The sequence below is a fragment of the Shinella sp. HY16 genome, assembly GCF_028534175.1.
Taxonomy (GTDB): domain Bacteria; phylum Pseudomonadota; class Alphaproteobacteria; order Rhizobiales; family Rhizobiaceae; genus Shinella.
This window is the reverse complement of the sequence record NZ_JAHYXL010000003.1, coordinates 517,626-536,653: the sequence shown is the minus strand read 5'-3', so window position 1 is coordinate 536,653 and position 19,028 is coordinate 517,626. Positions and strand designations below refer to the sequence as shown.

At 64.4% G+C, this 19,028-nt stretch carries 20 protein-coding genes; 8 read left to right on the top strand and 12 right to left on the bottom strand.

Annotated elements, in window-relative coordinates; genetic code table 11:
* Window positions 1-2: 2 nt before the first annotated feature.
* From K0P03_RS35715 to K0P03_RS28885, 4 genes are all read right to left on the bottom strand, one after another.
* Window positions 3-1,085 carry an ABC transporter ATP-binding protein gene (locus K0P03_RS35715; RefSeq protein WP_367182476.1) on the bottom strand — a complete coding sequence of 361 codons (1,083 nt, stop codon included), beginning with the start codon at window positions 1,083-1,085 and terminating at the stop codon, window positions 3-5.
* Window positions 1,082-1,870 (bottom strand): ABC transporter permease, encoded by a 789-nt coding sequence (locus K0P03_RS28895; RefSeq protein WP_272791373.1) that lies wholly within the window; start codon window positions 1,868-1,870, stop codon window positions 1,082-1,084. The genes K0P03_RS35715 and K0P03_RS28895 overlap by 4 nt, the downstream gene beginning before the upstream one ends.
* Before the next feature lie 2 nt (window positions 1,871-1,872).
* On the bottom strand, window positions 1,873-2,736 hold the full coding sequence (locus K0P03_RS28890) for an ABC transporter permease (protein WP_272791372.1): 864 nt from the start codon (window positions 2,734-2,736) through the stop codon (window positions 1,873-1,875).
* Window positions 2,737-2,962: 226 nt separating this feature from the next.
* Complete coding sequence (locus tag K0P03_RS28885) at window positions 2,963-4,039, bottom strand: polyamine ABC transporter substrate-binding protein (RefSeq protein ID WP_037409684.1); 1,077 nt, start codon at window positions 4,037-4,039, stop codon at window positions 2,963-2,965.
* Window positions 4,040-4,167: 128 nt separating this feature from the next.
* On the opposite strand from K0P03_RS28885, the gene K0P03_RS28880 reads away from it, so the two are divergent.
* Both K0P03_RS28880 and K0P03_RS28875 read left to right on the top strand, forming a co-directional pair.
* Window positions 4,168-4,794 carry a TetR/AcrR family transcriptional regulator gene (locus tag K0P03_RS28880; protein WP_272791371.1) on the top strand — a complete coding sequence of 209 codons (627 nt, stop codon included), beginning with the start codon at window positions 4,168-4,170 and terminating at the stop codon, window positions 4,792-4,794.
* A 20-nt stretch (window positions 4,795-4,814) separates the two neighbouring features.
* Window positions 4,815-5,207: a YybH family protein gene (locus K0P03_RS28875; RefSeq protein WP_272791370.1), complete on the top strand. Its 393-nt coding sequence runs from the start codon at window positions 4,815-4,817 to the stop codon at window positions 5,205-5,207.
* 1 nt (window position 5,208) lies between these two features.
* Here the strand turns inward: K0P03_RS28875 and cueR are convergent, their stop codons facing one another.
* The 5 genes from cueR to K0P03_RS28850 form a co-directional block, all read right to left on the bottom strand.
* Window positions 5,209-5,619 carry a Cu(I)-responsive transcriptional regulator gene (gene cueR / locus K0P03_RS28870; protein WP_023515676.1) on the bottom strand — a complete coding sequence of 137 codons (411 nt, stop codon included), beginning with the start codon at window positions 5,617-5,619 and terminating at the stop codon, window positions 5,209-5,211.
* Window positions 5,620-5,834: 215 nt separating this feature from the next.
* Complete coding sequence (locus K0P03_RS28865; protein ID WP_023515675.1) at window positions 5,835-6,050, bottom strand: heavy-metal-associated domain-containing protein; 216 nt, start codon at window positions 6,048-6,050, stop codon at window positions 5,835-5,837.
* A 76-nt stretch (window positions 6,051-6,126) separates the two neighbouring features.
* Entirely contained in the window at window positions 6,127-6,594 is a 468-nt protein-coding gene (locus tag K0P03_RS28860) for a MarR family winged helix-turn-helix transcriptional regulator (protein ID WP_050744660.1), read from the bottom strand.
* 218 nt (window positions 6,595-6,812) lie between these two features.
* Entirely contained in the window at window positions 6,813-7,985 is a 1,173-nt protein-coding gene (locus K0P03_RS28855) for an aminotransferase (RefSeq protein ID WP_272791369.1), read from the bottom strand.
* A gap of 17 nt (window positions 7,986-8,002) precedes the next feature.
* On the bottom strand, window positions 8,003-9,019 hold the full coding sequence (locus K0P03_RS28850) for a LysR substrate-binding domain-containing protein (protein ID WP_050744659.1): 1,017 nt from the start codon (window positions 9,017-9,019) through the stop codon (window positions 8,003-8,005).
* A gap of 182 nt (window positions 9,020-9,201) precedes the next feature.
* Between K0P03_RS28850 and speB the strand changes: the two genes are divergently transcribed.
* The 6 genes from speB (at window position 9,202) to K0P03_RS28820 (ending at window position 15,174) form a co-directional block, all read left to right on the top strand.
* The gene (speB, locus tag K0P03_RS28845) at window positions 9,202-10,254 is read left to right on the top strand and encodes an agmatinase (protein ID WP_023516961.1); all 1,053 of its coding nucleotides are present in this window, start codon (window positions 9,202-9,204) and stop codon (window positions 10,252-10,254) included.
* Window positions 10,255-10,322: 68 nt separating this feature from the next.
* Entirely contained in the window at window positions 10,323-11,411 is a 1,089-nt protein-coding gene (locus K0P03_RS28840) for an ABC transporter substrate-binding protein (RefSeq protein ID WP_023516960.1), read from the top strand.
* Between the two features lie 81 nt (window positions 11,412-11,492).
* Window positions 11,493-12,527, top strand: coding sequence for an ABC transporter ATP-binding protein (locus K0P03_RS28835; RefSeq protein WP_272791368.1), 1,035 nt, complete (start codon window positions 11,493-11,495; stop codon window positions 12,525-12,527).
* Entirely contained in the window at window positions 12,524-13,378 is an 855-nt protein-coding gene (locus K0P03_RS28830) for an ABC transporter permease (RefSeq protein ID WP_023515374.1), read from the top strand. The genes K0P03_RS28835 and K0P03_RS28830 overlap by 4 nt, the downstream gene beginning before the upstream one ends.
* The gene (locus K0P03_RS28825) at window positions 13,375-14,172 is read left to right on the top strand and encodes an ABC transporter permease (RefSeq protein WP_023515373.1); all 798 of its coding nucleotides are present in this window, start codon (window positions 13,375-13,377) and stop codon (window positions 14,170-14,172) included. The genes K0P03_RS28830 and K0P03_RS28825 overlap by 4 nt, the downstream gene beginning before the upstream one ends.
* Before the next feature lie 219 nt (window positions 14,173-14,391).
* Window positions 14,392-15,174: a carbon-nitrogen hydrolase family protein gene (locus K0P03_RS28820; RefSeq protein ID WP_272791367.1), complete on the top strand. Its 783-nt coding sequence runs from the start codon at window positions 14,392-14,394 to the stop codon at window positions 15,172-15,174.
* Between the two features lie 5 nt (window positions 15,175-15,179).
* Here the strand turns inward: K0P03_RS28820 and K0P03_RS28815 are convergent, their stop codons facing one another.
* From K0P03_RS28815 to K0P03_RS28805, 3 genes are all read right to left on the bottom strand, one after another.
* Window positions 15,180-16,058, bottom strand: coding sequence for a DMT family transporter (locus K0P03_RS28815; protein ID WP_272791366.1), 879 nt, complete (start codon window positions 16,056-16,058; stop codon window positions 15,180-15,182).
* A gap of 80 nt (window positions 16,059-16,138) precedes the next feature.
* On the bottom strand, window positions 16,139-17,809 hold the full coding sequence (locus tag K0P03_RS28810; RefSeq protein WP_130514270.1) for an amidohydrolase: 1,671 nt from the start codon (window positions 17,807-17,809) through the stop codon (window positions 16,139-16,141).
* Window positions 17,810-17,829: 20 nt separating this feature from the next.
* Complete coding sequence (locus tag K0P03_RS28805) at window positions 17,830-19,011, bottom strand: serine hydrolase domain-containing protein (protein ID WP_050744653.1); 1,182 nt, start codon at window positions 19,009-19,011, stop codon at window positions 17,830-17,832.
* Window positions 19,012-19,028: the final 17 nt, after the last annotated feature.

Below are 19,028 nucleotides of genomic sequence, written 5' to 3'. Positions count from 1 at the left end.
CCCTAAACTCCCGCTCCGTCCTGAAGCACGACGATGCTATCCGCCTTCAGCCGAAGGTCAAGCTCCGTGCCAACTTCAGGATTGTCGGTCTGCGGCAGGTGGGCCGTGAGCATGGTGCCGTCGGCCACGACATGGCAGCGGTGGTGCGTGCCGAAAAAGGCGCTACCGGTGATCCGGCCACGCCCCAGCGAGACGGTCGGCGACACGGCGGCACTGCGAAAATGTTCCGGCCGGATGCAGAGCGTGACATCCCGTCCCGCTGCCGGCACGCCGGAGACGAAGGCGGAAGCGGGCAGGGCGACGCGGCCGAGCGCGGTTTCCACCTCGGCCTCGTTCGCCGCCATGCCGCGCACCGTGGCCGGCAGAAAATTCGCCTCGCCCATGAAACCGGCGGAGAACAGCGAGCGCGGCCGCATGTAGATCGAGGCCGGCGTGCCGACATCTTCGATGCGCCCCTTGTTCATGACGACGATGCGATCGGCGATCGCCATCGCCTCTTCCTGGTCGTGCGTGACATGCACGAAGGTCGTGCCGACGCGCTTCTGGATGGCCTTCAGTTCGTCCTGCATCTGCCGGCGCAGTTTCAAATCCAGCGCGCCAAGCGGCTCGTCGAGCAGCAGCACGTCGGGATCGACCGCCAGCGCCCGGGCGAGCGCCACGCGCTGCCGCTGGCCGCCGGAGAGTTCGTGCGGCTTCTTGGCGGAGGACGCCCTGAGCCCGACGAGATCGAGATAGGAAAACGCCTTCTCGTAGCGCTCCGCCTTGCCCATGCCGCGCATTCTGAGGCCGAAGCCGACATTGTCGCGCAGGCACATATGCGGAAAGAGCGCATAGTCCTGGAACATGGTGGTCGTCGGGCGTTTGGCCGGCGGCACAAAGGTCATGTCCCGTCCGCCGATCGCGATCGTGCCTGAGGTCGGCTCGATGAAACCGCCAAGGATGGAGAGCAGCGTGGTCTTGCCGCAGCCGGAGGGGCCGAGCAGCACGATGAACTCGCCGGCGGCAATATCGAGCGAGACGTCGTCCAGCGCCCGGAAAGCGCCGAAAACCTTTGTGGCGTTCTTGATGGAAACGTCGGCAGTCATGAAGATTTCCCGGTTTTGCGGAAGACGGTCAGTTCCACCACGACGAGGAACACGACCGAGACGAGGAAGACCACGCTGCCGATGGCGTTGGTCCGCGGATCGAGGCCGGAGCGCAGCATGCTCCAGATCTCGACCGGCAGCGTCACATCGAAGCGCGACAGCAGGAAGGCGACGATGAACTCGTCCCAGCTGAAGGTGATGGAGAGGAAGAAGGCGGCGAGGATCGACGGCAGCAGCATGGGCGCGGTGACGAGCAACATGACCTGCCAATCCTTCGCGCCGAGATCGCGCGCCGCCCGCTCGATGTTCACCTGATGCCCGCCCATCGAGGCATAGATGATGGCAAAGCACAGCGGCAGGTTGATCACCACATGGCCGATGCCGACGGTCAGAAGCGAAAGGCGGAGGCCCGTGACGTTCAGCATCGAGAGCAGGCCAAGCCCGATGATCAGCGTGCTCACCGTCATCGGCGCGACGATGAGGCCGCGCAGCAGGCCGGAGGCCGGCAGCGTGTAGCGCGCGAAGGCATAGGCCGCGAGGAAGCCGAGCACGCAGGCGACCGCCGAGGAGAGGATCGCGACGAGAAGCGAATTGCCGAGCGCCGCCATCAACTTGCCGTCGGCAAAGATCGCCTCGTACCAGCGCAGCGTCAGCCCGTTCAGCGGCGGCACCGGCAGCGTGCCGTCCTGGAAGGAGAACAGCACCAGCACGACGACCGGCAGGAAGATGAAGAGGTAGAGCAGGCCGGCATAGAGCGCCGCCAGCGCCGTGGTGAGGTGCCGCATGGTCAGGTCCTCTCCATCTTCAGCCAGCGGGCGCAGGCGATATAGGCGAGCGTCACGACAACCATCAGCACCAGCGAGAGCGCGGCTGCCATCGGAAAATCCGCCCGTCGTCCCAGTTGCAGCATGATGACCTGCGGCAGCACCAGTTCGTTGTTGCCGCCGAGGATCTGCGGCGTGATGTAATCGCCGATGCACAGCACGAAGGTCAGGAACGCGCCGACCATGATGCCGGGCAGCGTCAGCGGCAGCACGACGAACCAGAAGGTCTGGAAAGCGTTTGCCCCGAGGTCGGCCGCCGCGCGGCGGTAATTCGGCGAAAGCTGGATGAGGTTGGCGTAGATCGTCAGCGTCAGCAGCATGACGAAGAAGTGCACGAAGCCGATGACCGTGCCGGTGCGGTTGGCCGAAAGCTCCAGCGGCTCGGCGATGACGCCGAGGGCAAGCAGCGCCTGGTTGACGACGCCGCCCTTGGAGAGCACCAGCAGCCAAGAATAGGAGCGCACCACATAGGAGGTCCAGAACGGCAGGATCGCCATGACAAGGGCGAAACGCTGCCATTTCTTCGGCACGCGCTCCGCGATGATCCAGGCGAGCGGATAGGCGAGCAGCACCGAGATGACGGTGACGATAGCGGTGATCTCCAGCGAGACGGTGAGCCCCTTGAAGAAATGCGCCTTGCCGAAGAAGGCGACGTAGTTGTCGAGCGTCCAGGTCGCGACGATCTCGCGCCCCTGCCGCGTCCAGAAACTGATCGCCGCCATATAGGCGAAGGGCACGAGGAAGAAGAAGCCCGTCCAGGCGAGCGCCGGCAGGGCAAAGGCCCAGGCCTTGCGGCGCTCGGCGCGTTCGAGGGCGGTGATGGTCATGCGGTCGGGCCTCCGTTCGCGCTCTATGCTGGTGTCGCCGCTCATTCGCCTGCCGGCACCATCTCCCCGCGAGCGGGGAGACGGGGATATACCGCACCGGCTTCCTTGACCAATGACCGGTTCGTGGGGCAAGTCCCCTCTCCCCGCTTGCGGGGAGAGGGTTAGGGGGAGGGGCGAACCTGATGCAATTGCCCAACGACGCGGGCGACTGAGCTCCATCAAACCCTTACTGCTGCAACATCTCCGTCCACACATCCTGCATCGCCGCATCCATGTCGGCATCCGCCACCGGATAGAGCTGCGAGTTCTTCAGGTAGTCCGGCTGCCTGTCCCAGCGCAGCGCCGTCTTCTGCTGGTCGGTCAGGTGCTCGCCCGCCTTGGCGTTCGCCGGCATCGCCCAGTAGCAGGAGGAGGTCGCAAGCCGCGCCTGCCCCTCGGGGCTGACGATATACTGCACGAATTTCAGCGCCAGATCCTGCTTCTCCGAATCCTTGAAGACGCCGATCGACTGCGCCCAGCGCAGCGCGCCCTGTTTCGGGATGGTCCAGTCGAGGTTCGGCTTTTCCGCCGAAAGCCCGGCCGTCAGCCATTCCCCGCCACCGACGACGATGTCCACCTCGCCGGTCGCCAGCGCCGTCTGCGAGGCGACGACGTCGCTCACCTGGCGGGCGACCTTCTTCATCTCGAACAGCTTTTCCTTGATCGCCGGCAGGTCGTCCTGCTTCAGTTCGGCGGTCTTCTTGCCGATGCCGACGCCTGTCAGGCCGACCATCGGCAGGTAATAGTCATAGAGCGCGATGCGGCCCTTGTATTTCTCCGACCAGATGACGGAGAGGTCGTCCATGTCAGCGGGATCGACCTTCGTCTTGTCGTAGGAGATCGTGTTGTAGCCGAACTTTTCCGTGACGGCATAGACCTTGCCGTCCTTCGTGGTCGTCTGCTCCATGCGCACTTCAGGAAAAAGGTCGCCGAGCGGCAATTTATCGGCCGGCATCTCGCCGAGAATTTCCATGTCGATGGCGCGCGGCACGTCGACGGCGTCGATGACCAGCACGTCCCAGTCACCGGGGCGGGACTGCTCGATGATCGAGATCGCCGCGCCTGTGCCCTCGTATTCCTTGAGGTTCACCTTGACATTGTTGGCCTTTTCGAACGGCTCGACCAGCGCGGGATCCGTGTGATCGCACCAGACGAGCGCGTTCAACTCGTCCTGCGCCATGGCACCCGCCGGAGCGAGGACAAGAGCGGTGGCGGTGGCAAGAAGCATGCGGCGGCCGAGCCCGCCCGAAACGGTTATCTTCATCGTCTTTCCCTCTGGCTGCAGGCTGTCGGCCTGGCAGATGGCACTCATTGCGGTGCCTTGAGAAAAAGATTGAACGAGTTCATTTTTTAAGTCAATCTCATTTTTGAGGGGATTCCAACGGAGGTTCCATGGCCGGATTGCGCGCAAAACAGAAGGCGGACAGGACACGTCGCATCCTCGAAGCCGCGACCACGCTGTTTCGCCGCGAGGGCTATGACAGCGCGCGTATCGAGGACATCGCCGAGATGGCGGAGGTCTCCGTCGGCACACTCTACAACTACTACCAGAACAAGGGCGACATCCTCGTCGCGACCGTGGCGATGGAGGTGACGGAGGTGCTGGAAGCCGGCACGCGCATCGTCGCCAACCCACCGCTGAACGTCGCCGAAGCGCTGCGTGCGCTGATCGAGCAGTATTACGACCATTCGCTCTACTACCTCTCCAAGGAGATGTGGCGTACGGCCATGGCGATCTCCATCCAGCAGCCGGACATACCGCTCTCCCGGCGCTACAGCGAACTCGACGGCCAGCTCTGCGCGCAAGTCATTCGCCTCGTCGAGACCCTGCAGGCCCGCGGCATCGTACAGGCCAGCGTCGACACCAAGGCCATGGGTGAGCTTTTCTTCAACAATCTCAACATGATGTTCATCGAGTTCTGCAAGGTCGACGCCATGCCGCTCGAAGAACTGAAGGCGCGCGTCAACACCCAGCACGAGCCCATCGCCGCGCTCATCAGCACCGTCAAGATCGTCTGAGCGACAGGAAGCCTCCCCGCATGACCGAACCGGAAACCACCGTCCTTGCCGCCGCCGATGCGCTGGTCGACGCCTTTGCACGGCACGACCGCGAGGCCTATTTCGCCGCCTTCGCTGAAGAGGCGAGCTTCCTCTTCTACAATCTCGACCGCCGCCTCGACAGCCGCGCCGCCTACGAGGCCGAGTGGGCCCTCTGGGAGAAGCGCGACGGTTTCCGCGTGCTCGCCTGCCGTTCGACGGACCGACAGGTGCAGTTTGCCGGCAACGTCGCGATCTTCACCCACGCCGTCGAGACCGATCTTTCCATCGGTGGCGAGACCGTAAGGAACAACGAGCGCGAGACCATCGTCTTCTCCCGCGACCCGTCCGGCCGCTGGCTCGTAGTCCACGAGCACCTGTCGCCCGCAGTCTAAGTCAGCAACATTTTTCCTCGGCCTTGCCGGCCGCAAGCTGTTCGAGGATCGGGCAATCCGGCCGGTCGTCGCCGTGGCAATGCGCGGAAAGGTGCTCCAGCGTCTGCACCATCTCCTGCAGCAGGCGCATCTTTTCCTTCATCTCGGCGACATGCGCGCTGGCGATGCGCTTGACGTCACCGGAAGCGCGTTCGCGGTCCTGCCAGAGCGCGAGCAGGTCGCGGATCTGGGCGATGGAAAAGCCGAGATCACGCGCACGCCGAATGAAGGAGAGCGTCGAGAGGTCCTTCGCGCCGTAGACGCGGTAGCCCGCGCCCGTGCGGCCGGCCGCCCGGATGAGGCCGATCTCTTCGTAATGCCGGATCATCTTGGCGGTGACGCCCGTCGCCTCTGCCGCTTCGCCGATGTTCATGCATAGTCTCCCTTGCAGAAAGCCGCGGGAAAACATTCCGGCCGCAGCAGGATCGAGACGGTGGGCATTGCGCAAAGCGCAGTGCCTGCCGACCCATCCGGCGCGCCAGGAAAAGCCAGGCGAGCCGTCAGCATACGAGCAAAGTGGGCCGTCATCCCGTTCTGGAAATGGCCGCGCAGTGCCCCCGTCTGTCAAGATCAAGCGGCCTTTTGCGCTCAGGCGGCGTCGACCGGCGAATAGCCCTCAGCTTCGATGACAGAGGCGACGGCAGAGCGGTCGCCGGCATTCTCAACCGAAACGCGCTTCGTGCCGAGATCGATCTCGATCTTGGCGGCCGGAAAGGCAGAAAGGACCGCGCCCGTGATCGTCTTGGCACAATGACCGCAGGTCATATCCGCAACAGTGAAGGCGAGGCGGGCATTGTCACTCATGAAGGGTCTCCTGGTTGGTCTCCCATGCTGAAACCTTCCCGCATGGCAAGGTCAAGCCCGGATCCACCGGAAAGACTCAACCGAAGAGAAGCGTGAGGAGGACCAGGAACTGATCGCGCGCCCGCGTACCGCCAAGTCGCTCCAGGCAATCCGCCTCAAAATCCGCCTCCGCCTTGCGGGCATCTGCAAATAGGCTCGCCCCGGCTGGAGTTACATAAAGGGCGTGAGAGCGCCGGTCGTTCGGCGCCGCACGCCGCTCGATCAGACATCGCCCTTCGAGCTCGTTCATCAGCGATACGAAATTCGCCCGTTGGACACCCATCGCTCCGGCAATCTCCGATTGCTTGCGCCCGGGATTTTCCGCGATCAGGGCGAGGGCGCTGAACTCTGCCGGACGCAGGTTCATAGCCGAAAAATAGAGGAGGAAACGGTGAAGGAACTGGCCGTGGGCCCGACGGAGTTGATGCACCACGCCTTGCGCCACCAAGGAGGCGCCAAGAGCGTCTTCGGTAGTTGGCCCGTCAACTTCGCCCGCTGTTCCCATGACTTGAGCCTCTTCCCCGCGACCGGACGTCCTCCGGTGCGCAGCATGCCAAGACCATAAGGACAACCGGAGCAAGCACAAGACACGGCCTGCGCGATTGCATCTATTTTCTACACGCAACCATTAGGAGCGAAATGATTTTGCCGCCCCCAGACATTCGGTGATGCCTGGGGTCTACATGAACATCGTCTCGCTCAGCTAAAAGTAGCAACCGCTGATTAGTCCAAGGCGAATCGGTTGAGCCGTTCCTGCAGCCGCCCGATCGTCGTGACATCGGCATTGGCGAAGGCGAAGCGGAGGTAGCCGTCCTGCCGCGCACCGAAATAGCTGCCGGGCAGGCAGAGAATGCCGGCCTCCTTGGCCAGCTTCTCCGCGACCCGCGCGGAGGGCGCTTCGCCGAACGGATGGCCGATGAAGGCGAAGTAGGCGCCGACCGCGCCAACGCGCCAGGCCGGAGCGCCGGCCATGGTCGAAAGCAGCGCCTCGACCCGCCGGGCGATTTCCCGGCGGTTCTCCTCGCGCCAGTCGGCCAGGAGTGGCAGGGCTATGGCAACAGCGGCCTGGGCGGAGCGCGGCGGGCAGATCTGCAGGTTGTCCATGATCTTGGCGACCTGCTCGACCACGCCGGCACCCGCCGTGATGGCGCCGAGGCGATGGCCGGGAATGCAGAAGGATTTCGAGAAGCTGTAGAGGCTGATCAGCGTGCTCTCCCAGCCCGGCCGGCCGAACAGGTCATGCGGCCGGCCGGCACCGGCCGGCAGGAAGTCGCGATAGGTCTCGTCGAGAATGAGCCAGACGCCGCGTGCGGCGCAAAGATCGTAGATCTGCGCCAGCAGGGCGGGCGGATAGACGGCGCCGGTGGGGTTGTTCGGGGAGACGAGCGCGACGGCGCGCACGTCGGGCGTAATCGCCGATGCCAGCGTCTCGATGTCAGGCAGGAACCCGTTGGCGGGGTCGCAGGCAGCAAACCGGGTCTTGATACCCAGCATGGCGAGCGTCGTTTCCTGGTTGAAATAGTAGGGATCGGTCATCAGCACCGCATCACCGGCTCCGGCGACCGCCATGGCGGCACAGATGAAGGCCTGGTTGCAGCCGGCCGTGATATGGACATTGCCGGCGACAATCGCCGCGCCGTAGGCCTCCGCCACATGCAGCGCATAGGCCTTGCGCAGGCTGTCCTCGCCTTCGATCGGCCCATAGCCCGTATAGGCGCGCGAAGCGGAATATTCGCCGAGCAGGCGCAGCATGTCGGGATGCGGCGGATAACCGGGCACAGCCTGCGACAGGTCGATCATCGGGCCGCTACGGCCATCATAGGCATCGCCCCAGGCGAAGACGGACGGGATCGGCGGGGCGGCAAGGGTTTCGACGAGCGGGTTGAAACGGGGCATTGTCATTTCCGTAGCGGTCAGGCGCGGGTCTTGCGCTGGGGGGTGGAGGGAACACGGCGCTTGGCCGGGATTGCGGTCGCGTGATGGTTTTCACCGGTCCGGCCGCTGCGGCCACGCAATATCATGCGGGCGGAGGTCTGCGGCTCGGGCAGGCTCTCTTCGAGCGAGGCAAAGAGCCAGTCGATGAACACCTTGACGATCGGCGCCTGGCGCACCGCCTGCCGGCAGGCGACATAGAACGCGTCATTGGCCGGCACCGTCAGGTCGAAGGGCACGACGAGTTCGCCGCGGGCGATGAGGTTGCTGGCGGTGATCGTGTCGCCGAGGGCGATACCTTGGCCATGCAGCGCCGCCTCGGTGGAAAGGCGCGCATCGCTCATGAAATGCTGGCGCCCGCGCACCACGTCGATCGCATCCGCCGCCGCCAGCCAGGTATTCCATTCGCGCCCGTCGTCGCCGTGGAACAGCGTGTGGTCGGAAAGATCGCGCACCGAGCGCAGCGGCCGGCTGTTGAGCAGCGTCGGGCTCGCCACCGGAAAGAGCTGGAGATGCGACCAGAGCCGCGTCCAGCAATCCGGCCAGTTGCCATCGCCGTAGAGCACGCTGACATCCGTGTCGAGCGAGCGCAGATTGTCGGGATCGTTGGAGGCGATCAGCGTCACACGCACGCCGGGGAACTGGTCAGTGAAGGTGTTGAGGCGCGGGATGAGCCAGAGCGACAGGAGCGCGGGCACGCAGGTGACGGTGAGATCGCCGCGGGTCTCCGGCTGCTTCATCAGCGCCGTTGCTGCCGCGATCTCGCCGAAGGCATTGGTAACGGCGGGCAGCAGAAGCGCGCCCTGCGGCGTCAGCTTGAGCCGCTTGCCGCCGCGCTCGAAAAGAACGGTGCCAAGCGATTCCTCCAGTGCCCGTATCTGGTGGCTGACCGCGCCGTGCGTCACGTTCAGCTCGCGCGCGGCAGCCGAAACCGCGCCCCGGCGGGCGGTCGCCTCGAAGGCGCGAAGCGGGTTGAGCGGCGGCAGGCGCGAGGCCATGGAGGCGGTTCCGGTATGTGAGTTTTTCTCACACAAACCGCTACAACAATGTCAATTGATTTTCCAGCCGTTTTATTACGATACTATGAAGAACGAGGGCAAAGCCCCGGGGGAACATCATTTGGCTCGCTTCTGCTCCGGCCCCCGGTCTGCCCGCATTTCTGACAGGTGAGGTAAGGACAATGGGCGGCAGCAAGCTCGACGAACTCAAGGCAAAATACGGCGCAAGCCACGGTGGCGAACTGTTCGACCCGGCCTTCCGCAAGGTCGCCGACAAGATCTTCACCAAGAGCGGCTCGCGCCTTGCGCCCTATGCCGGCGTGCCGACCTTCCTCTCCGCGCCTTACATGCCCCTTGATGCGGAAAATCCCGATTTCGGCAATCTCCAGGTCGCCATAACGGGCGTGCCGATGGATCTCGGCGTCACCAACCGCCCCGGCTCGCGCTTCGGGCCGCGCGCCATGCGCTCCATCGAGCGCATCGGCCCCTACAACCACGTGCTCGATTGCGCCCCGGTGCAGGAACTGCGCGTGGCCGATATCGGCGACGTACCCTTCCAGAGCCGCTATCGCCTCGAGCTCAGCCATGACGACATCGAGAAGCGCTTCAACCAGATCGTGGATGCCGGCGTGATCCCGCTCGCCGTCGGCGGCGACCACTCGATCACCCATCCGATCATGAAGGCGGTCGGGAAGAAACAGCCGGTCGGCATGATCCATATCGATGCCCATTGCGACACCGGCGGCTCCTTCGACCAGACGAAATTCCACCATGGCGGCCCGTTCCGCAACGCCGTGCTCGACGGCGTGCTCGACCCGACCCGCACGATCCAGATCGGCATCCGCGGCTCGTCGGAATATCTCTGGGAATTCTCCTATGAGTCCGGCATGACCGTCATCCACGCCGAAGAGGTGAGCGGCCTCGGCATTCCTGCCATCATCGAGAAGGCGAAGGCGATCGTTGGCGACGGGCCGACCTATCTCTCCTTCGACATCGACAGCCTCGACCCGAGCTTCGCCCCTGGCACCGGTACGCCGGAAATCGGCGGCCTGACGAGCCGTGAGGTTCTGGAGCTGATCCGCGGCCTCAAGGGCATCAATCTCGTCGGCGGCGACGTCGTCGAAGTCGCCCCGCAATATGACGCCACGACCAACACCGCCCATGCCGGCGCCCAGGTGCTGTTCGAAATTCTGAGCCTTATGGTTTTCAGCCCTTCCGTGGCCCGGACCGCCTGACATACAATAGCAACAACGGGAACGCACCGGCCGGATCGATCGGCCGGCCTAACAGGAGAAAAATGACGATGCGTGACATCCTCAAGACCAATGTCAGCCGCCGCGCGGTGCTGGGTGCCGGCGTTGCCGGTGCCTCGCTGCTGGCCATGCCGGCCGTGCTGCGCGCCCAGGACAAGTCGCTGAAGGTCGGCGTGTATGGCGGCTACTTCAAGGATTCGTTCGACAAGAACATTTTTGCCGATTTCACCAAGGAAACCGGCATCGCCGTGGAATCGGTCGCCGAGCCGACCGGCGAAGCCTGGCTCGTCCAGCTCGAACAGGCCGCCAAGGCCGGCCAGGCCCCGGCCGACGTCTCGATGATGTCGCAGGTCGCCATGCTGAAGGGCCAGTCGACCGAACTCTGGGCCGCTCTCGACACGGCCAAGATCCCGAATTCATCGAACCTCATCGACCATTTCGTCAACAAGTATCCCGACGGCCGCGTCGCCGGCATCGGTGCCGTCGCCTGGTACATCACGCTCGTCACCAACACGGATGTCTACAAGGAAGCGCCGACCTCCTGGAATGCGCTGTGGGATCCGGCCAACGCCGACAAGCTCGGCCTGCTGGCGCTCGTCTCGAACTCGTTCCTCCTGGAAGTGACCGCGAAGACCCATTTCGGTGGCACCAACGCGCTCGACACCGAGGAGGGCCTCGTCAAGGCCTTCGAGAAGCTCGCCGAAGTCAAGCCGAACGTCCGCCTGTGGTATCGCGACGAGGCGCAGTTCGAACAGTCTCTGAAGTCGGGCGAAATCCCGATGGGCCAGTACTACCATGACGTGACGGGCCTTGCCGCAAAGGATGGCCAGCCGGTCCGCTCCACCTTCCCGAAGGAAGGCGGCATCATGGATTCCGGTTGCTGGGCCCTGTCGCGCGCCTCCGAAAAGGCAGAAGAAGCCCACACCTTCATCAACTACATGTGCCAGCCGAAGATCCAGGCGCTCCTGTCGCGCAAGGTCGGCACCGCCCCGACACTGAAGCGCGATCTGCTCGACCTCACGGCCGAAGAGTTCGCCGCGGTGTCCTCGGACATCGAGCCGATCATCCCGCGTTATGACCTCTACACGTCCAAGGCCGACTGGCTGAACCAGAAGTGGACGGAAATGATCGCGGGCTGAGCCGCGCCTTCCAGAACTCGACCGGCCGGCTGAACAATCAGCCGGCCGGCCCCAAAACCGTCAGCGCCGAGCGGAGCTCCAATGTCCGGATTGACCCTCCAGAATATCGTCAAGCAGTTTGGTACCTTCACGGCCGTCAAGAATGTCGAGCTGACGGTTCCGCACGGCACCTTCGTCTGCCTTCTCGGCCCGTCCGGTTGCGGCAAGACGACCCTGATGCGCATGGTCGCCGGCCTCGATCTTCCGACGAGCGGCGCCATCAAGCTCGACGGCAAGGACATTACCAACGTGCCGACCCACAAGCGGGAGCTCGGCATGGTCTTCCAGTCGCTGGCACTTTTCCCGCACCTGACGGTCGGCGAGAACATCGCCTATTCGCTGCGCATCCGCGGCGTCGGCAAGGAAGAGCAGAAGAAACGCGTCGACGAGCTGCTCGCGATGATCCACCTTACAGGCTACGCGGACCGCCCGGTCGCAAAGCTCTCCGGCGGCCAGCGCCAGCGCGTCGCGATCGCCCGCGCGCTCGCCATCTCGCCGAAACTCTTCCTGCTCGACGAACCGCTCTCCGCGCTCGATGCGAAGCTGCGCGAGGCCATGCAGGTGGAACTGCGCCAGCTGCAGCAACGTCTCGGCATCACCACCATCGTCGTCACCCACGACCAGCGCGAGGCCATGACCATGGCCGACACGGTCGTCGTGATGAGCGGCGGTGAAATCCGCCAGGCCGCCGCGCCCGTCGAAATCTACCGCCGCCCGGCCGACACCTTCGTCGCCGACTTCATCGGCATGACCAACCTCATCGACTTCTCCGCCGGCGGCGCCGGCGCCAACGTGCTCGGCGCGCAGGTGCCCGGCCTTTCCATCCCGGCGGGCCTCAAGTCCGGCATCATCTCGGTGCGCCCGGAAGACGTGCACCTCACCGCCGCCGGCAACGCCCCGATCACGGGGACCGTCACCTTCGTGCGCGATCTCGGCGGCACGATCGAGACCTTCGTCGAGGCGGCCGGCAAGCAGGTCGTCGCCGTCTCCATGCCGAATGCCCGGCCAGACGTTGCCGTCGGCCAGACCGTCGGCATCCAGCTCAACCCCGGCGATTGCGTGGTGCTGAAGTCATGAGACGCGAGGCCCCGCAGAAGTTTTCCGACTACGGCCCGCTGTTCTTTCCCGCGGGCATGCTGATCGTCTTCTTCGTCGTGCCCTTCGCGACGATGATCGCCGTCTCCTTCTTCCGCCGCGACCCGGCGGGGTTCTACTCGCCCGATTTCGTCTTCGACAACTATGCCCGCTTCCTGAGCCTGTTCTTCGGCAAGGTGCTCGGCTTCTCGCTGTTCCTGGCGATTACGGTCGCCATCTGCTGTGTGGTGCTCGCCGTCCCCTTCACATATCTGCTCTCACGCGCCCGGCGAAAGACGCAGGTGCTCTGGCTGGTGGCGCTGCTCTCCATCCTGTCACTGTCGGAAGTCATCATCGGCTTTGCCTGGTCGACCCTCTTCTCGCGCACCGCCGGTATTACCAATCTGCTCGTGATGCTCGGCATCATGAACGAGGCGGTGGCCCTCAACCCGAGCTTCGGCGCGGTCTTGACCGCCATGACCTACCAGGCGCTGCCCTATACCGTGCTCGTGCTCTATCCCGCGCTGGTGCGGCTCGACCCCACCCTGACGGAGGCCGCGCGCACGCTTGGTGCCTCGCCGGTAAAATCCTTCTTCACCGTGGTCGTGCCGGCACTCAGGAACACCATCGTCGCGACGCTGATCATGGTGTTCATCTTCGCGCTCGGCTCCTACCTCCTGCCGCAGATCCTCGGCAGGCCGCAGCACTGGACGCTCTCGGTGCTCATCACCGACCAGGCGATCTACCAGTCCAACATGCCGTTCGCCGCCGCCATGGCCGTGTTCCTCGTGCTCGTCACGCTCGGCCTCGTCGCACTCACGGTCTATGCCGGTCGCAAGGGAGAAGCCGCATGAACGCGCTTCTGCAGAAGGTCTATTTCGGCCTTATCGGCCTCTTTCTCTCGCTGCCGATCATCGTGGTGGCCGGTGTCTCGGTCAACGAGAAGCAGACGCTCGCCTTCCCGCCGCAGGGCTTTTCGCTCGGCTGGTACGGCGAAATCTTCACCAATGTCGAATGGCGCAACGCACTCTTCGCCTCGATAACGCTCGCGGCCCTCTCGGCGGCCGTCGCACTCGCCATCGCCCTGCCGCTCGCCTGGTTCCTCTGGCGCCGCCACGCGCCCTGGGCAAACATCTTCCAGCTGCTCGGCGTCGCGCCCTTCACGCTGCCGCCGGTCATCACCGCGCTCGGCCTTCTCACCTTCTGGGCGACGACCGGCTTCTACGGCCAGCCCGCGACGGCCGTCATCAGCCATGCGATCTTCTTCGTGACGCTGCCGCTGGTCACGCTCTCGCTCGGCTTCTCTTCCATCGACCGTTCGCTGGTGGAAGCAGCCGCCACGATGGGCGCCGACGACCGCACGATCTTCCGCACGGTGGTCCTGCCGCTCATCCTGCCCTATCTGATCTCCGGCTATGCCTTCGCCTTCGTCCTGTCGCTCAACGAATATATCGTTGCCTACATGACGATCGGTTTCACGATGGAAACACTGCCGATCAAGATCTTCAACGCCCTGCGCTACGGCTATACGCCGACGATGGCCTCGGTCACCATCCTCTTCGTCGCCATCGCCGCCACCATCTTCGGTCTCGTCGCCCGCTTCGGCGACCTGCCGAAGCTGCTCGGCGCCATGTCGTCGCGGGACTAGAGCATTTCCAGCCGAAGGGAAATCGCTTCGGCATCGGATAATGCGGTAAAAACAAGGATCGAGAGTACGCCCGGAAGGCGGGAACCGATCCTCCGTCCGGGAATACGAAAGACAACAGGTTAGGGCGTTTTCGCGGTTCGAAGACAAGCGACAACGCTCTGCCGGCCCGTCAGGAGCGGGACGCTTGCTGCCGGAAGGCCACAACGAACAGGAGCCCGCATGCGGATCGCCGCCCTCCAGATGCACGCCATTGCCGGCGACGCCGAGGCCAATATCGAGCGCATCGCGGCAGCTGCCGCCGATGCGGCAGCCGGCGGTGCCAGGCTGCTCGTCGTGCCGGAACTTGCCGTTCCCGGCTATGGGGCAGGGGAGGTGGCCTTCGGCCGTCTCGCATCCCCCGCAACGGGTGACGTTGCCACGCGCCTCGGCGCGATCGCCCGCGACAACGCCCTTGCCATCGTCGCGGGCTTTGCCGAACAGGACGGCACGCATGTCTACAACAGCGCGCTCTTTACCGATGGCATCGGTACCAACGCCGTCTACCGCAAGTCTCATCTCTATGGCGACTACGAACGCGCCGCCTTCCGCACCGCCGCACCTGCCTCCGTCATGGTGGAGCTCGGCGGCATCCGGCTCGGCATGCTGATCTGCTACGACGTGGAGTTTCCGGAAAACGTCCGGCGTCTCGCGCTCGCCGGCGCCGATCTCGTCCTCGTGCCCACGGCGTTGCCGAAGGGCTCGTCCGGCACCTTCATCGCCAATCACATGATCCAGGTGCGCGCCTTCGAGAACCAGGTCTTCGTCGCCTATATCAACCATTGCGGCGCCGACGACCATTTCACCTATGCCGGCCTGTCACGCATCGCAGCGCCCGACGGCAAGCTGCTCGCCGAAGCGCCGGCAGAGGGCGAAACCCTGCTCTTCGCGGAAATCCGCCCCGAGGATTACGCGAAGTCGCGCGCGGAAAACACCTACCTCATCGATCTTGGCCGTCAGGGCTGAACCGCCTAAAGGCTGATCAGAGCCGTTCCGGCGACCGCCAGCGCCGCGCCCAGCCATGCCAGCGGCGGCGGCACGGCGCCGGTGCGGGCCCAGATCATGGGCAGGATCACGACCGGCGTCATCGATGACAGCGTCGAGACGATGCCGACGCTGCCATGTGCCAAGGCGGCCATCAGCAGCGACATGCCCAGGCCCACACCGAAAAAGGCAGAGCCGACCGCAAGGCTCAGCGACCTTTTTCCGATCTGCGCCGCCGGCTTTACCGCCGGATGTGGAACCGCCATGAGAAGCAGGAAGAACAGGGCCGCAATCCCGGAGCGCACGGCCATTGCCGTGAAGGGTTCGGCCCCGGCCGCCATCGCGGGACGAGCAGCAAGGCTTCCGATCGCCTGGCCAAGCGCCGTAACGACGCCCAGTACGATACCGAGCCACGAGATCCGCTCGGTTCCTTTGGATTTCGCCGTACCCCGAGCACCGATCGCGAGCAAAATCCCCAGGAGAACGCAAGCGATACCGGCTCCTTGCTGGCCGTCTATCGTTTCCCCGAGGAAAAGGTAACCGAACAGGACGGCAAAGGGTGCGGTGAGCGAGAAGAGCAGGGCCGTGGTGCGAGGGCCGGCGGTATAGATCGCCGCAAAATAGGTCGTGCTCGCGATGATGATGCCGAAAAGGCTGGAAACGGCAAGAAAACCGAGCTGCCAGAGCCCTATCGTGCGCCAGCCACCGACGGCGAGGGATACGGCGGCCGTCATGAAAAAGGCGGTGCCCATCTGCAGGCGCGCAAGATCGAGAAGCGGTAGGCGGCCGCGCAATTCGCTGACGAGCATGCTGCTCATCGCAATGCAGATGGCGGCGCAAAGGGCAAGGATTTCGGCGAGATACATGGAAAGACCGGACGAATGATCGCCCGGCCTATCGCACAGATTTCCCCTAGCGGATAGAGCCTTTCACGGCCGCCCTCCGCTCAGGCCTGAAAGGTGATGCGACCGTCGCAAATCGTCGTGACAGGGCGGATCGCAGCGAGTTTCCCGTGCTCCGCCGCCTCGACATTGTCCGAGAGCACGACGACATCCGCGAGATAGCCCGCCTTCAGCATGCCCTTGCGGTCTTCCATGAACTCGACCCAAGCGCCATTCTTCGTATAGGCGGCCAGCGTCTCGGCCAGCGAGAGCCGTTCGTCCTTCAGGCCCTCCTTCCAGAGACCACGCGTCATGGCGCATTCGATGCAGTTCATCGGGTCAAGCGGGGAAACCGGCCAATCCGTGGCGAAGACGATCTCCGCCCCGGCATCGACCAGCGTGCGCCAGGCGAAAGCATAGGGCCAGCGGTCTTCGCCGATGTAGGAGAGGTAGGGCTCGACCGGCAGGCCGGCGCTGCCCGGCGGATGGGTCGGCTGCATCGAGGCGACGGTGCCGAGTTCCTTGAAACGCCCGATATCTTCGGGATGCACGACCTCGATATGCTCGATGCGGTTGCGGCTGTCGCGCTTGCCGTTCGCCTTGATGGCGGCCTCGTAGCCATCAAGCACCATGCGCACGGCGCCGTCGCCGATGGCGTGAACCGCCACCGGCAGGCCCAGCTTGTCGGCGGCAATCGCGATGCTGTCGAAGTGTTCCTGCGAGAACAGCGGGTCGCCCTTCCAGCCAGGCTGGTGTGCATAGTCGTCGATGAAGACGGCGGTGCCCGATTCCGTCACGCCGTCCATGAAGAGCTTGACGAAATCGCAGCGCAGGCGATCGGTGTTGAAGCGGTCACGCCACGCGGCCGCCTTCGTCTCGAGATCCGAGAGCGGCATGAAATTCTTCATGTGGAAGGGCATGCGCACGCGCACCGGCAGACCCACCGTACGCTCGATCTCATCGAGCATTTCAAGCTGGTAGAGGCTGCCGTCCATGTTCTGCAGCGAGGTAATGCCGAGCGAAGCCACATAGGCAAGGCCCCGCTTGATGACCTCGATATCGCCGGCACGCTCTTCTGCCGTCACATGCTCCGGGTCGCCGCCGGTGCCGACACCGAGCATTTCGCGCCCGCCGGTCTCGCCGAAGGCGGAAACGGGGCGGATGGCGTTGCTCTCGCGCAGTTCACCGATCGCGAGGCCATCGTCGGCCATGACGATCTCGTTGCCGACGCCGACATCCCGCCCCTCCAGGATGCCGCCCATCCTGAGCGCCGTCGTATTGGCCCAGGCGGTGTGGTGGTCGGGCGCGACGATCAGGAGCGCGCGGTCGGGCAGGATCCGGTCGAGATGATGCCGCGTCATGCGCTCGTCGTCAGAGAGGATCGTGTAGTCCGCCTGCTGCGCGATGAGGAGCTGGCGCTCCGGATAGTCGGCGGCATAGCCTTTCACGGCCTTTTCGAGGGCGTCAAATCCCTTGACGCCGGCCAGCGACAATTCGGTGAGTTCGGCCGAACCGCCGAAAATGTGCATGTGCGCTTCGTTGAAGCCGGGCAGGACAGTCCCGCCCTTGGCGTCGATCACATGGGTGTCGGGCCCCGAAAAGGCATCGATCTCCGCTTCGGAGCCGACGGCCAGGATGCGGTTTCCGGCAATGGCGACCGCATTCGCCCGCGGGTTCGCCGCATCCATGGTCAGCACCCGCGCATTGCGGATGATAAAGCTCGCTTCCGTCTGCATGGCGTATCCTTGAAATGCGTTCAGATTGCCCGGCGGCAAAGCGCCCGGAAGAACGTGAAATTGTCCTGGTTCTCCTCGTCGCCCAGCGGCTCCGGCTGGGAGGAGAGCTTGACGATGACGGTCTCGGTGCTCGGATCGACATAGAGCCACTGGCCGTGGATACCGATCGCGCAGAAGGCACCGTCGGCTTCACCCGACTGGTACCACTGGCTGCGGTAGCGCCCGTTCGGCAGGTCGACATTGCGGCCCTGCTGCCAGGCCTCCCGGTCGCCGTTCTCCTGCATGTCGCGGATCCAGCCTTCCGGCACGATCTGCCGGCCGTTGCGCACGCCGTGGTTCCGCAGCAGTTCACCAAGACGGGCAAGGTCGCGCGCCGTCATGGAAACGCCGCCCGCGGTGCGCGGCGTGCCGATCGCGTCCACCGTGATGTTGGCATTGCCCTTGGCACCCATCGGCTTCCAGAGAAGATCGGAGGTGAGGTCGGCAAAACGAGCGCCGGTGACGCGCTCGATGACGACGCCGAGGAGATCGGCATTCGGCGAGGCATAGTAGAACGGCCCGCCATGCGGCCGCTCGGCCTTCTCGAGGGTTACGAGGAAGGAGGCGAGCGTTTCCGGCGCAATGTTCGGCTCCGGCGGGTTCCAGAGCATGGCGCGGCGATAGCGCGCGAAGGCGCCGTGCGGGTCGAGATAGGCTTCCTCGAAATCCAGGCTGACGCGCATGTCGAGCACGTCGCGATAGGTGCAGTCGCCATAGACGCTGCCCTTGGCCTCCGGCAGGTAATCCGTCACCGGCCGGTCGGGATCGATCAGTCCGTCCGCCTCCAGGATGCCGGAGACGACGGCCGTCAGCGACTTCGAGATGGAGAAGACAAGGTGCGGCGCATCCGGATCGGCATGCGGTGCGTAATATTCAGCAACGATCTCGCCCCGGCGCATCATTACGAAGGCGTCTGTATGGGCGAAGTCGAGGAAGGCGCGGGCGCTCGCGGCACCGGCTAGGCCTGTCTCCATCGCCGCATCGAGAAAGGCGTCGCTGGGAAGCGGCGCTTCGGCGGCCGGCACCTCTGCCGCAATCACCGCCGTCGGCACGAGATCGCGGACATTCTGGAAGGTCCAGCGGCTATAGGGGGCAGTGCGCCAGTTGGCGAGTGTAACATCCGCACGGGCAAAGCCGTGCTCGTCCTTGAACGTCTTGATCATGACATATCCAACCGAAG